The 14833-nt window shown below is 28.0% G+C and carries 10 protein-coding genes and 1 pseudogene; all 11 read left to right on the top strand.

What is annotated here, in order from left to right; translation table 11 throughout:
• The first annotated feature begins 255 nt into the window (after positions 1 to 255).
• Positions 256 to 1332 carry a pyridoxal-phosphate-dependent aminotransferase family protein gene (locus KGF45_RS17760; protein ID WP_227829831.1) on the top strand — a complete coding sequence of 359 codons (1077 nt, stop codon included), beginning with the start codon at positions 256 to 258 and terminating at the stop codon, positions 1330 to 1332.
• 239 nt (positions 1333 to 1571) lie between these two features.
• A complete protein-coding gene (locus KGF45_RS17755; RefSeq protein WP_227829830.1) occupies positions 1572 to 2513 on the top strand; it encodes a D-2-hydroxyacid dehydrogenase in 942 nt (313 codons plus the stop codon).
• Between the two features lie 31 nt (positions 2514 to 2544).
• The gene (locus KGF45_RS17750; protein ID WP_227829829.1) at positions 2545 to 3795 is read left to right on the top strand and encodes a DUF1015 domain-containing protein; all 1251 of its coding nucleotides are present in this window, start codon (positions 2545 to 2547) and stop codon (positions 3793 to 3795) included.
• Between the two features lie 719 nt (positions 3796 to 4514).
• Positions 4515 to 8060: a diguanylate cyclase domain-containing protein gene (locus tag KGF45_RS17745; protein ID WP_227842969.1), complete on the top strand. Its 3546-nt coding sequence runs from the start codon at positions 4515 to 4517 to the stop codon at positions 8058 to 8060.
• Between the two features lie 233 nt (positions 8061 to 8293).
• Positions 8294 to 10228: a YgiQ family radical SAM protein gene (locus KGF45_RS17740; RefSeq protein WP_227829827.1), complete on the top strand. Its 1935-nt coding sequence runs from the start codon at positions 8294 to 8296 to the stop codon at positions 10226 to 10228.
• Positions 10229 to 10343: 115 nt separating this feature from the next.
• The gene (locus KGF45_RS17735; RefSeq protein WP_227842968.1) at positions 10344 to 11339 is read left to right on the top strand and encodes an ABC transporter substrate-binding protein; all 996 of its coding nucleotides are present in this window, start codon (positions 10344 to 10346) and stop codon (positions 11337 to 11339) included.
• Positions 11311 to 12096 carry an ABC transporter permease gene (locus KGF45_RS17730; RefSeq protein ID WP_227842967.1) on the top strand — a complete coding sequence of 262 codons (786 nt, stop codon included), beginning with the start codon at positions 11311 to 11313 and terminating at the stop codon, positions 12094 to 12096. The genes KGF45_RS17735 and KGF45_RS17730 overlap by 29 nt, the downstream gene beginning before the upstream one ends.
• Entirely contained in the window at positions 12084 to 12782 is a 699-nt protein-coding gene (locus tag KGF45_RS17725; RefSeq protein WP_227842966.1) for an ABC transporter ATP-binding protein, read from the top strand. Before KGF45_RS17730 ends, KGF45_RS17725 begins: the two co-directional genes overlap by 13 nt.
• A gap of 120 nt (positions 12783 to 12902) precedes the next feature.
• A complete protein-coding gene (ybaK, locus tag KGF45_RS17720) occupies positions 12903 to 13382 on the top strand; it encodes a Cys-tRNA(Pro) deacylase (protein WP_227829823.1) in 480 nt (159 codons plus the stop codon).
• 184 nt (positions 13383 to 13566) lie between these two features.
• A complete protein-coding gene (locus KGF45_RS17715; RefSeq protein ID WP_227829822.1) occupies positions 13567 to 14406 on the top strand; it encodes a fumarate hydratase in 840 nt (279 codons plus the stop codon).
• 13 nt (positions 14407 to 14419) lie between these two features.
• Positions 14420 to 14713 (top strand): annotated as a pseudogene (locus KGF45_RS17710) (fumarate hydratase C-terminal domain-containing protein); the annotation flags it as partial.
• Positions 14714 to 14833 lie beyond the last annotated feature (120 nt).

Below are 14833 nucleotides of genomic sequence, written 5' to 3'. Positions count from 1 at the left end.
ATAGCGTTAAATTTATATGCTAAAAAAAATAATTTATATATTTAAAAAGTGTATTTTTTTTAGTACATAAATTCAGAAAATTCGAACTAATGATAAGGTGCAAAATGGATGGTTTCACAAAATATAGAAAATAAATTATATATAAAAAATAATTTTTATGTTGACATACTTAATTTAGCTTGATATTATAGATATTAAAAATAAGGACAGTAAACACACTATCCATATTACAAACTAAAAAAGGAGGGAATTATAATGAGTAAGAAATTATTTATTCCTGGTCCTATTGATGTTAGAGCAGAAGTCTTGGAAAAGATGGCTACACCAATGATAGGGCATAGAGGGAAAGATGCATCTATACTTCAAAAAAGTATAAGTGAAAAAATGCAAAAATTATTCTATACCAACAACACGATACTTTTATCCACGTCGTCCGGAACTGGTTTAATGGAAGGCTCCATTCGTTCCTGTACATCCAAAAAGGCAGCAGTATTTTCCTGTGGATCCTTTGGTGATAGATGGTACAAAATGGCAGTGGCTAATAATGTCCCAGCGGATATATTTAAAGTTGAATTAGGAGAGGCAACAACACCAGAAATGGTTGATAAGGTGCTTTCTACTGGAGAATATGATTTAATAACCGTAACTCACAATGAAACTTCAACTGGAATAAGAAATCCAATAGAAGAAATTGGAGAAGTTGTTAAAAAATATAAAGATGTGGTCTACTGTGTAGACACTGTAAGTTCAGCCGGTGGAATAAAAGTCGAGGTTGATAAGATTGGAATAGATATTTGTATAACATCATTACAAAAAGCACTGGGATTACCACCAGGAATGTCTATTTGCACATTTTCTCAAAAAGCAATCGATAGAGCTAAGCAAGTACCTTTTAGAGGAGTTTATTTTGATTTGTTAGAAATGTATGAATACTTAATCAAGAAAAACTACCAATACCCTTCAACACCATCTCTTTCTCACATGTTCGCTTTAGATTTCCAATTAGATAATATATTAGATGAAGGCCTAGATAACAGATTCAAACGACATGAAGACATGGCAAACTTAGTTAGAATCTGGGCTAAAAAACACTTCCAAATTTTTACCAATGAAAATCACTTATCCAATACACTTACTGTTATAGAAAATACTCAAGGTATTAGTGTATCAAATTTAAATTCAAAATTACAAGAACGAGGATTCCAAATAGCAAATGGTTATGGCAATTTAAAAGAAAAAACTTTTAGAATTTCACATATGGGTGACTATACTGTCGAAGATGTACAAGAATTATTAAATAATATTGATGATATATTAGGTTTTAATAAGTAATATTACAAAATTATGTGTATTTTAAGTTAAATTTAAAATATATAAAATAAAATGTGTTTTATGAAAATTACATATTAAATTTTTAACAAATATTAATAAAATTTGATATGACTTTAATAAAAAATATTTTGAAAATTATATAAATAGAAAGTGTAATTAAATAAAGTTTTTTAGTGATGAAAATACTTTAAAAAATAAAAATTGGAAAAATTAAGTGAATATAATTGGAGGCGTTTGTTATGTATAATATATTAATTACTGATGGAATAGAGAAAGATGCAGCGAGAAAATTGAGAGAGTTAGATTTTAATGTGATAGAGGAGTTTTATGAAAAGGATGTTTTAGGAGATAAACTTAAAGATGTTGATGTACTTGTAGTACGTTCAGCCACTAAGGTTACTAAGGATGTAATAGACAAAGCATTAGAAGGTAAAAAGTTAAAATTGATAGTAAGAGGTGGAGTAGGATTAGACAATATAGATGTTAAATATGCAGAAGCTAATGGCATAAAAGTTATGAATACTCCAAATGCAAGTAGTATATCTGTTGCAGAACTTACAATAGGTCAATTATTTGTACTTGCAAGATTCATAAATACTGCAAATGTAACTATGAGAGATGGAAAATGGGAGAAGAAAAAATACAAAGGTACAGAAATTAATGGAAAAACATTAGGACTTGTAGGTTTTGGAAGAATTGCAAAAGAAGTTGCAAAGAGGGCAGAACTATTAGGTATGAATGTTATATATACTGATATAATGGGTGAAGCGCAAGGCTTTAACAAATATAGATTCTGTGATATGGAAGAAGTTTTACAAAAAGCAGATTTCTTATCTTTACACATACCTTTTGATAAGAATAAGGGGGCAGTAATAACTGAAAAAGAAATAAATAAGATGAAAGATGGAGCTTATTTAATAAACTGTGCAAGAGGAGGTTTGGTTGACGAAAAAGATTTACTAAAAGCATTAGATGAGGGGAAATTATCAGCAGCAGCTATAGATGTTTATGAGCAAGAACCTACATTAAATCTAGATTTAGTAAATCACCCAAGAGTTTCTCCTACACCTCATATTGGTGCATCTACAGTAGAAGCTCAAGAAAGAATTGGAGAAGAAATTGTAAATGTGATTCAAGACTACTTTCTTGACTTCAACAATCTAATAGGGGTAGCATTATAAAATATTTTATACAATTAGGAGGAATTTAGTAATGGCAACGATTAAACCATTTAAGGCGATTAGACCAAATAAATATATAGTAGATAAAGTAGCAGCACTTCCTTATGATGTTATGAATAGTGAAGAAGCTAGAGAAATTGCAAAAGGGAATCCATATTCATTTTTGCATATAGATAAATCAGAAATTGATTTAGATGAAAATATAAATTTATATGATGAAAAAGTTTATTTAAAAGCACGAGAAAATTTGGATGAATTTCGAAAACAAGAAATTCTAGTAAAAGATGAAAAAGATTGTATATATATATACAAACAAGTTATGGATGGCAGAGCTCAAGTTGGTATAGTTGCATGTATATCAGTTGATGAAAGTTTAGATGGAACAATAAAAAAACATGAGTACACTAGACCAGAAAAGGAAGTTGATAGAACTAATCATATAAAATACTGTGATGCTAATACGGGAACTATACTTGTAACTTACAAACATCAAAGATTAATAGATGATATGATAAATGATTTTATGGATAATCATGAACCTTTATATGATTTTGTAACAGATGACAAGATAGAGCATACAGTGTGGAAGATTGATAGTGATGATATAATATGCAATTTAGTAAATGAATTTGGAAAATTAGATTATTTATATATTGCAGATGGTCATCATAGAACAGCTTCAGCAGAAAATGTAGCTAAAGAAATGAGAGCTAAAAATCCAAACTATACTGGAAGAGAAGAATTTAATTATTTTATAGCAATGATTGCACCAGATGAAAATCTAATGGTTTTAGATTATAATAGAGTTATTAAAGACTTAAATGGTTTAAATGAAGAAGAATTTATAAATAAAATAAAAGAAAATTTTGATATAGAACAAATGGAAGGTAAAGAAAAATATAAACCTGACAAAAAAGGAACTTTCGGGATGTATCTAGGTGATAAATGGTACAAAATGAAGGCAAATAAGAATTTGTTAGACATAGAAGACCCAGTTGACTCATTAGATATTTCTATACTACAAAATTATGTGATTGATGCTATTTTAGGAATTGAAAACCCTAGAGTAGATAAGAGAATCGATTTTATTGGTGGAATTAGAGGTATTGAGGAATTAGAAAGAAGAGTTAATGAAGATATGAAGGTAGCGTTTGCAATGTATCCTACTAGTATTGAGGATTTAATAAGCGTAGCAGATGCAGGCAAGATAATGCCAGCTAAGTCAACATGGTTTGAACCTAAGGTAAGATGTGGACTATTCTTACACGAAATAAATGAATAATTAATAAAGTTAAAGGCTAAAAAGTAAACTTTACTACTTTTTGGCCTTTAATTTTTTATTAAAAATAATAGTATATTAATTGTAAATTATAAGAGATAATTTTTCTAAAAAAGTTATCTTTTTTTTAGATTTCTATATGGAAAAAATTTACATTTGACAGGAATACAGCAATATTGTGTGTTATAATTTAGAATGGAAATTTGTATAGATAGTATTTATGACAAACCTTGAAAGCTATTTTTTATTATTATAGACTATATTGTTATATGAGCAAAAGTGGAAAAATAAAAGGATATTAAAGTGACAGGCTAGAATTATTATTCGGAAACTAAGTTTCAAGTATGAGTATGAAACTTATACTTAGTTAAATTGTTTGAGGTGTTTATAAGCATGAAAAGAATTATAAGGAATTTATTAATATAAGTATTATAAAAGAGAATAATTTTTATATATTAATTAATATATAATTGTAAGGAATGTAAAATAAAAATTTTATAGATAAATTTAAATATATGTTGTTTGATTCTAATATAGGAAGAAATAAAATATGTATTAAAATAGGAAGAGATAATATAAATAAGTGCAAGGGTTTACAAAATAGCTTAACAATAATTTGATTTATGGTTGAGAGGTTTATTTTTTCTTTAAATCACTTCCTATTGAAGAATTAAATAATATAAACATATAATATATTATATATAATGAGGATGTGAGTATGGGTGAACAGACTAAAGCCAAAACTTTTAGGTATTAGTGTCTTGTTTATTATTATAATTATTTTAACCTGTGGGGCTATTTTTAAGTTTAAGTTTAAATTGGATAATACATTGAAAGAGACTACACATACATATTTGTCAGAATTTACAGAGCATAATATAATTAATCTTAAGACAAAACTTAGTGGTCAATTTGACATGCTTGAATCTATTGCTAGTTTTATGGGAAATTTAGATAATATAAATAATGAGATGATGATTAATTTAATGGAGTCTGGAGTAAAGCGAAGTTCTTTAATTAGAATGTCTATTTCTGCACTAGATGGAAAAAGTTATTCTAATGATGGAATCATTAGTAATGTAAAAGATAGAGATTATTTTAAAAAAGCTAAAAATGGTGAAAGAAATATATCAGAATCTTTAAAATCTATTATTGATAAAAAAGAAATAATAGTTTTAGCTACCCCTATTTATAAAGATGGAAAAGTAGCAGGTGTTTTAAGTGGAGCTTATGATTCAACAAAATTAAATGAATTGTTGGGGTTATATGCATTTGATAAAAAAGCACACGTTTATATTGCCAAAAAAAATGGAGATGTAATTGCTCAAAATTCAAATGAAAATAGTAAAATATTATCATGTATATTTAAACTTTTTAATAATGATAATTGTGATGAAGTAAATTGTTTAAAAGTTATAAAAGAAAATATGAAAAATAATAAATCTGGATATTCTAACTATAATTTAGATAATAAGAAATTTATGTTAAATTATCAACCACTTGGAATTAATGATTGGTATATTTTTTCTGTTGTACCAAATGAAGTAGTATCTATTCAGTCAGATAATATTTCATTTGATGTATATATATTTGCGCTAGAAATATTATTAGTTATATTAATTTTTGTGGTATATATAGCTTATATTATAAATAACAATACTAAGACTATTATAAATGAAAAAGAAAAATTCAAGGCACTTACTGATAATATATTAGGTGGTGTTAAAAACTGCTTGAAAGATAAATATATGACTATGACCTATGTAAGTCAGGGGTTTTTGGAACTTACAGGTTATTCTGAAGAGGATTTAGATATAGTTTTTAAAAATAAATTTAAAAATATGATTTATAAAGAAGATGTAGACAAGGTTAATAGTATTGTTTTGAATCAATTAAAAAGACAGGATAAAATTGAAGTTGAATATAGAATTGTAAAAAAAGATGGAAGTATAATTTGGGTTTTAGATAGAAGCAAATCTATAAAAGATAGTAAAGGGAATGAATATATACAGGGAGTTTTAACTGATATAACAGAACTCAAGAAAATACAAGAAGAATTAGACTCAAAAATGTTTGAAATAGAGACTATCAATGATAGCATTGTTGGTGGAATAGTGATAACTGAGATAAATGATGATTTTGATAGTATATATTTAAATGAAGGTTATTTAAATATGATTGGATACACACGTAAACAGTTAGAAGATGAACTAGATAATAAATTAATCAAGCTGATTTTCAAAGATGATAGAGCTGGAATGATTGATGATATAAATAAGCAACTTAAAGTAAATGATACATTTGCATGTGAACGAAGAGTTGAAAAACGAGATGGTAGCATTATATGGATTTTATTAAAAGGAAGAAAAATAGTTGATGAAAGTGGAAACTCAGTACTATGTAGTGTAATTGTCGATATTACTTCTGCTAAATTATTAGAACAAGAGCTTAAAAAGAGTGAAGAACGTCATGAGATTATTATAAAGCAGACACAAAATATTATAGTTGAATGGAATATAGAAAAAGACCAAATGAGTATTTCTCCTAATTGGTATAATAAATTTGGCTATGACCCTATAACTAAAAATGCAACTAAAAATATAATCAAATCAGTTGACATATATCATGATGATATAGATAAGTTTATTTCATTAACCAAGCTTACTTCATCAGGCAGTGAATATGAGGAGTGTGAGATTAGACTTAGAGTTAGAGATACTACTTATGCATGGTTTAGTATAAAAGCAACGACACTGTTTGATGATAATGGAATACCTTATAAAGTTGTAGGTAGTTTAACTGATATTGATGAATCAAAGCGAGAAGCTGAAAAATTAAAAGAGAGAGCGGAAAAAGACCCACTAACAGGCTTATATAATAAAAAAGCATCACAAGCACTTATAGAAGAATATATAACATTGGATAAAAACAGACAAGGGACTTTAATGATTATTGATATTGATGACTTTAAAGGTATAAATGATAATTTAGGTCATTTATATGGTGATGCTGTATTAAGTGAAATTGCAAGTGATTTAATAAATTTATTTAGAGCATCTGATATAGTAGGAAGAATTGGTGGAGATGAGTTCATTGTTTTTATGAAAGATATTTCTGAAACAAGAGATATTATGAACAAAGCAGAGGAATTGGTCAAAACGTTTGAGAGGTCTTTTGTAGGTAAAGGATATAATTATAAAATATCTTTGAGTGTAGGAATTGCTAGATTTCCAAAAGATGGCACAGAGTACATGCAGTTGTTTAGAAATGCAGACATAGCTCTTTATTCAGCTAAGGGTAAAGGAAAGAATCGTTATGCCTTGTATGATAAAAAAATTGATAAAGTACAATACATAGCAAATACAAGAAATACAGATGAAAATACCAATATAGAAAGGTCTTTTAAGGAGCATATTACAAATTATATATTTGATATACTGTATGAAGCAAATAATATAGAAATGGCTGTAAATTTGATTCTTGATATTGTGGGTAAACATTTTAATGTGAGTCGTGTCTATATATTTGAAAACTCGGATGATAACCTCTACTGTAAAAATACATTTGAATGGTGTAATGAAGGAATAACAGCAGAAATTGAGAATCTTAAGAATATTTACTATGGTCATTTAGGTAATTATCTTTTAAATTTCAATGCAGATGGATTGTTTTATTGTAATGATGTTGATAATCTCAATAGCGATTTAAAAAATTTGCTTAAAGCACAAGGGATATGTTCAATATTACAATGTAAAATTTTAGAAGGTAATGAATTTAGAGGTTTTGTAGGATTTGATGAATGTTCCTATAATCGTATGTGGACTAGTGATGAAGTGGATACATTGACATTTATTTCTAAGATGCTCAGTATGTTTTTATTAAAAATGCGTATCCAAAGTAAACTAGAGGACTCTTTAGAAGTTCAAAAGTCTGTAATGGATAACATGGACATATGGGCTTATGTTGTTGACAGAAACACATATGAACTGTTATTTATCAATAAAAAGATGCTTGAGTCAGCCCCAGATACACATGTAGGTGATTTATGTTATAAAGCACTATGGAACAATCAGAATAAACAATGTAGGAAATGCCCTATGAGCTGTTTAAAAGATGGAACTGATACTTATAAATCATTTATGCGTAACAGAAAGTTTGGTGTAAATGTAAACATAACGACAACTGCTTTAAAATGGTTTGATGGTAAAGATGCATGCTTAATATTTGGTAGTGAAGTAAATAGTGTTGAGTTTGAAGCAAATATTTAAATGAGCTTCTTGTAAAGATTTCCTAACTAATTGAATAAAACGTTTAAATTACTGTATTATAGATTTACTTAAAATCACAATTTTGATTTATTGAACCTAAAACGTTCATATAAATTATTTAAGTTGTGGTTTTAAGTATTTTTTGTGTTATAATTAAGCGTTAAGAACAAAATTAAAAGATACTTTTAATTTTAAGAAAGTATTTGTTAAATATATATTGAGCAGGTGATGATATGGAAAATAGGTTTTTACCAATAAGTAAACAAGATATGATAGATAGAGGATGGGAAGAGCTAGACTTTGTGTTGGTTACAGGTGATGCATATGTAGACCATCATAGTTTTGGTACAGCAATAATATCTAGAGTTTTAGAAAATGCTGGATATAAGGTAGGTATAATAGCACAACCAAATTGGAAGACGACAGATGATTTTATGAAATTAGGAAAGCCTAGACTTGGATTTTTGGTTAATGCAGGGAATATGGATTCAATGGTGAATCACTATTCAGTGAGTAAAAAGCATAGAGATAAGGATATGTATTCTCCTGGTGGAAAAATGGGTTATAGACCAGATAGAGCCACAATAGTCTATTGTAATAAAATAAGAGAAGCATATAGCGATGTTGCAATAGTAATAGGAGGAATTGAAGCTAGTCTAAGAAGATTTGCCCATTATGATTATTGGAGTGATAAGGTTAGAAAGTCAATGTTGATAGATAGTGGAGCAGACTTATTAGTTTATGGAATGAGTGAAAAGCAGATTGTGGATGTAGCTAATGCACTTAATGATGGATATGACCCAAAGTATATTAGACATATTGATGGGACATGTTATGTTTCAGATACATTAGAAGAAATATATGATAACTATATATTGATTCCCTCATATAAAGAAATATGTGAAGATAAAATGAAATATGTAGAGGCTTTTAAAATTCAATATGATGAACAAGACCCATTTAGAGGAAATATAATTGTTCAACCTCATGGAAGTAAGTATTTAGTTCAAAATAAGCCAGAGAAGCCTCTAAATAGAGAAGAATTGGATGAAGTTTATGGATTACCATATCAAAAAACATATCATCCTGTATATGAGAAATCTGGTGGTATACCAGCTATAGAAGAAGTAAAATTTAGCATAGTAAGCTCAAGAGGGTGTTTTGGTAGTTGTTCATTTTGTGCAATAACATTTCATCAAGGAAGAGCTGTTCAAAGTAGAAGTGAGAAATCAATTATTGATGAAGCAGTAGGAATAACAAAATTAAATGATTTTAAAGGATATATACATGATGTTGGAGGGCCAACAGCTAATTTTAGAAGACCAGCATGTAACAAACAAATTACTAAGGGTGCATGTAAAAATAGACAATGTTTATCTCCATCACCATGTAAAAACTTAGATGCAGACCATAGTGAGTATCTACATTTACTTAGAGCTGTAAGAAAATTACCTAACATAAAAAAAGTGTTTGTACGCTCTGGTATTAGGTATGATTATGTAATGGCAGATAAAAATAATAAGTTTCTTAGAGAGCTAATAGAACATCATGTAAGTGGTCAATTGAAGGTGGCTCCAGAACACATATCAGAAGAAGTTTTAGAATATATGCAAAAGCCAGCAGGAAAAACTTATGATAAGTTTAGACAGAAATTTTTTGCTATAAATGAAGAATTAGGTAAAAAACAATATTTGATACCATATTTAATGTCTAGTCATCCAGGGTCTACATTAAATAGTGCTATAGAGTTAGCTGAATATTTGAGAGATACTCATTATCAACCAGAGCAAGTTCAAGATTTTTATCCAACTCCTGGAACACTATCAACTACAATGTTTTATACAGGAATAGACCCACTTACAATGAAGCCAGTTTATGTTCCAAAATCAAAACGTGACAAAGCAATGCAAAGAGCTTTATTACAGTATAGAGCACCTAGAAACTATGATTTGGTATATTCTGCATTAGTTGAAGCTGGAAGAGAGGATTTGATAGGTTTTGGACATCGATGTCTAATAAAACCTAAGGATGAGAAGCCTTATTTTAATAGAAATAATTCTAATAAAAATAAGTCTAAGACTTCTACTGAAAATAAAAAACATAATGCAAATAATAGAAACAATAAAAAACAACAAAAAAGTCCAAGTAAGAGAAAGAAAAAATATTAAAATAAAGCATAGGTAAATAAAAAGATTTAAATAAAAAGGATTATTCGATAAATTAACAGAAATTAATATAAATAAATATAATTATTTTATAAAAAGTTAGTTTTGGGAGGACGAGATGAAAAAGTATATTTATATAATATTATCAGTAGCATTAAGTGTAATTTTTTTAGTGGGGTGTTCACAAGGACAAAATGAAAAGCCAAAAGAAGAACCAGCAGTTGTTAAAGAAGTAAAGGTGGCTGTTCCAGATGGATTGCCAGCGGTAGCAGTAGCTAAATTAGCAAATGAAAATCCAGCAATTAAAGATGGATATGAAACAATGTATAGCATTGAGAAAACACCAGAAGCAATTTCTACTAGAGTAATGAAAAAAGATGTAGATATAGCTATAGTTCCTTCAAATATGGCTGCAATAGCGTATAATAAAACTTCAAGTTATAATATAGTTGGTACTGTAGGTATGGGGTCGCTTTATTTAGTATCAACAGATGATATAAAGGATTATTCTGATTTAATTGGGAAAGAAGTTGGATGTACAGGGAAAGGTCTTACTCCAGATATAACGATAAGAAGTCTTTTATCACAAAAGGATATAAGTCCAGCAGATATAAATTTTAATTATGTAAATTCTGCAAGTGAACTAGTACCGTTATTGGCTGCAGGAAAAATTACAACAGGGATTGTTCCAGAACCTGCACTTAGTACTTTAATGTCCAAGAATCCAGATATAAAAATTATAAAAAGTTTAAATGATTCATGGAAAGAAGTAAGTGGTTCAAAAGATGGATATCCTCAATCTACATTAATTATAAAATCTGATTTTTTAAGAGACAATAAAGAATTTGTAGATTCTTTTTTAGGACAATTATCAAATAGTGTAGATTGGGCAAATAAAAATCCTGAGGAATTAGGTAAATATTCTGAGAATATAAAGATATCTACTGAACCTAAAATAATAGGAAAAGCTCTTAAAAGGGCTAATTTAAAGTACATTCCAGTTAAAGATATGATTAATGATTACAAAAACTACTATGAAAAATTAGCTAATTTTGATGATAAGACGGTAGGAGGCAAAGTACCAGATGAAGCAATATACTTTGTTGAAAAATAAGAAAATTAAAGAACAATTTATAGACAAATTAGAGGTAACACTTTCTTGTGTTATCCTCTTATTTTTGTGGCAAATTATTGCTTTAAAAATTAACAATGATATATTCTTACCAACAATAAATCAAGTCTTTGATAGTATTAAAGAAATCGTATTAAATTCTAATTTCTATATAGACATACTTTATTCAATAGGTAGATGTTTTTTTAGTTTTTTATTTGCTTTGATTTTTGCTATCATATTGTCAATAATAGCATATTTAAGCAGGATTTTTAGAAATTTATTAAAGCCAATTAATGCTCTAGCACGTTCAATACCAACGATGATATTAGTAGTACTAGCACTAATTTGGTTTGAAAAAGATAGTACACCTTTTATAGTTGGGTTTGCTATAGTTTTTCCAATCTTATACGATAGTGTTTTAGGAGCAATATTGAATATTGATAAGAATTTATTAGAAATGGCAAGTGTGTATAAGATAAGGTTTATAGATAAGGTATTGAAAATTTATTTACCAGCTATAAAATTTCAAATTATATCTATATTAGTATCGACATTTTCACTAAGCTTAAAAGTTGCTATAGCAGGAGAGGTATATAGTCAACCTACATATGGTATTGGGACTATGATACAAACTGAAAAAATTAATTTTAATACATCTGGGATATTTGCATGGATAATTATAATAGTTTTAATTTCAGCCATTTTACAAGTAGCTCAAAAATTTTTGTCAAGGAGAGCTTTTTTATGGAAAAGATAAGGTTAAGTATTGAGAATATAAATAAAAAATATGATAATCATATTATATTTAAAAATTTTAATATTGATTTTTACATAGATAATGTTAACTGTATACTTGGGAAGTCTGGATGTGGGAAAACTACTCTCTTAAATATAATAAGTGGTATTATAGAAAATGATACTCGTAATTTAAATATTAAAGAAAGTTCAAATAAAATTGGGAGTAAGTTAGAGGTAAGTTACATATTTCAAGAAGACAGGCTAATAGATTGGCTAACTGTAGAAGAAAACATAAAGATAGTTGTAAATAAATATTACAGTAAAACTCAACTAGATAAAATTTGTGATGAATATTTAGATTTGGTTGGAATTATTAAATATAAAAAATTTTATCCTCAGATGCTTAGTGGGGGCATTAGACAAAGAGTAAACATTGCTAGAGCTTTTATTTATCCATCAAAGACTATTATAATGGATGAACCTTTTAAATCAATTGATGCAAAGAATAAACAAATAATAATTGATAATTTTAAAAATATACTTAAAAAAGAAAAAAGAACTGTGTTATTTGTAACTCATGATATTGAAGAAGCATTATTTTTAGCAGATAATATATTTATTTTAGGAGATTCTCCTATGATAATAAAAAAAGAACTAAAAAATTCTAGAGAATTGGAAAAAAATGAAGTTTTGAAGTTAATATAGAGTTATAATAATATTGTTGTTTTAAAATATAATTATTTTAACTATAATACTCTATTAAAATAGTACAGAATATTCGAAAATATAGATAATGTTCGTATTTTATAGAAAGGAAGTGAATGTATGATTAAAGTAAAAACTAATGCTATGAGAATTTTAGATTCAAACAAAATTGATTATAAGGTACTATCTTATGAAGTCAAAAGTGAACATGTAGATGGTGTTGAGGTAGCACATGATATAGGAAGAGATGTAAATGAAGTATATAAGACTCTAGTAACTCAAGGAGTTAGTAAGAATATTTATGTATATGTAATACCAGTACATGAAAGTTTAGACTTAAAAAAAGCTGCAAAAGTAGCTAAAGAAAAAAGTGTGGATATGATTCATGTAAAAGATATAAATAAGCTTACAGGATATATTAGAGGTGGTTGTTCTCCTGTAGGGATGAAGAAGCTTTATAAGACTTTTTTAAATGAAAGTGCAAAACAATTAGATACAATTATAGTAAGTGCTGGTAAAATAGGATACCAAATAGAATTATCACCACTTGACTTACAGAAACTTATAAAAGTAGAGTTTGCAGATTTAATAAAAAAATAGGTATTGTAGATAGAAAATTAATGACAAAAAAATTATATAATTAATAAAATAAATAATGACTTAAAAATAAACATTTAACTACTATTATGTAATTGACATAAAAATATTGAGAAATTTTAAAAATGATGGTAAAGTGTAAATATGATTACGAATATTTTTTATAAAGTAATGGAGGGATGTTCGCTTGAGAAAGATAAAATCTGAACAAATTGTTGAACAAGTAAAAAAACTTTGCATAGAAGCTAGTTTATACTTAGGAGATGATGTCTTAAGCTGTATAAAAGAGAAAGCTAAAACTGAAAAAAGTGAAGTTGGAAAAAACATATTAAATATATTAGTTGAAAATGCTGAAATAGCAAAGAAAAAAAATATACCAATATGCCAAGATACTGGTATGGCTGTATTTTTTGTTGAGATAGGACAAGAGGTTTTAGTTGAAGGAGATACAATTACTGACGCTATAAATGAGGGAGTAAGACAAGGATACGAGGAAGGATACTTGAGAAAATCTGTTGTAAGTCCAATTAGTAGAATAAATACAAAGGATAATACTCCTGCCATTATTCATTATGAAATGGTAAAAGGTGATAAAATTAAAATAGAGTTTGCTGCTAAGGGATTTGGAAGCGAAAATATGAGTAAAATGAAGATGTTAAAGCCATCAGATGGATTAGAAGGAATTAAAAAATTTATTATTGATACAGTTTCAGAAGCTGGACCTAATCCATGTCCTCCTATGGTAATTGGAGTTGGTATAGGTGGAACGGTAGATAAATGTGCTCAAATAGCTAAAAAAGCACTTTTTAGAGAACTAGGTGAATTTAATGAAGATGAAAATATTGCAAAATTAGAAAGTGAATTATTAGCCTCTATTAATAAATTGGGTATAGGACCTCAGGGGTTAGGAGGAACTACAACAGCTTTAGGTTTAAATATAGAGACTTTTCCTACACATATAGCAGGTCTTCCTGTTGTTGTAAATATAAACTGCCATGCATCGAGACATAAAAAGGTAGTAATTTAGGAGGAAAAATAAAATGATAAAGATAACTACACCTGTAAGTGAGATTGATATAGCTAAATTAAATTGTGGAGATACAATTAGTCTAAGCGGTATACTTTATACAGCAAGAGATGCAGCTCATAAAAGATTGATAGATTGTATAAATAAAGGTGAAGAGTTACCATTCGATGTAAATGGTCAAGGTATATACTATGTAGGTCCTACTCCAACAAAACCAGGAGAAGTTATAGGAGCAGCAGGTCCAACGACGAGTTATAGAATGGATGATTTAACTATACCTCTTTTAGAGAGAGGTCTTAGATTGATTAAAAAATAGCTACGCACACTCGTGACTTTAGTCATGAGTTAGTAGCTAAAATAGTCAGCATATAGGGAAACTTATATGTAGAGATAGGATAGAACCTATCCAATACTACTTGAATTGCTG

The sequence above is a fragment of the Clostridioides sp. ZZV14-6154 genome (genome assembly GCF_020657785.1).
In the GTDB taxonomy this organism is placed as follows: Bacteria; Bacillota; Clostridia; order Peptostreptococcales; family Peptostreptococcaceae; genus Clostridioides.
This window is presented reverse-complemented; position numbering and strand designations above follow the sequence as displayed.

Bases quoted from the DNA above. Each gene is read 5' to 3' on its own strand.
- KGF45_RS17750 (WP_227829829.1), top strand. From the start codon at position 2,545: ATGGCAACGATTAAACCATTTAAGGCGATTAGACCAAATAAATATATA.
- KGF45_RS17735 (WP_227842968.1), top strand. From the start codon at position 10,344: ATGAAAAAGTATATTTATATAATATTATCAGTAGCATTAAGTGTAATT.
- KGF45_RS17740 (WP_227829827.1), top strand. From the start codon at position 8,294: ATGGAAAATAGGTTTTTACCAATAAGTAAACAAGATATGATAGATAGA.
- KGF45_RS17730 (WP_227842967.1), top strand. From the start codon at position 11,311: ATGAAGCAATATACTTTGTTGAAAAATAAGAAAATTAAAGAACAATTT.
- KGF45_RS17725 (WP_227842966.1), top strand. From the start codon at position 12,084: ATGGAAAAGATAAGGTTAAGTATTGAGAATATAAATAAAAAATATGAT.
- KGF45_RS17755 (WP_227829830.1), top strand. From the start codon at position 1,572: ATGTATAATATATTAATTACTGATGGAATAGAGAAAGATGCAGCGAGA.
- KGF45_RS17760 (WP_227829831.1), top strand. From the start codon at position 256: ATGAGTAAGAAATTATTTATTCCTGGTCCTATTGATGTTAGAGCAGAA.
- ybaK (WP_227829823.1), top strand. From the start codon at position 12,903: ATGATTAAAGTAAAAACTAATGCTATGAGAATTTTAGATTCAAACAAA.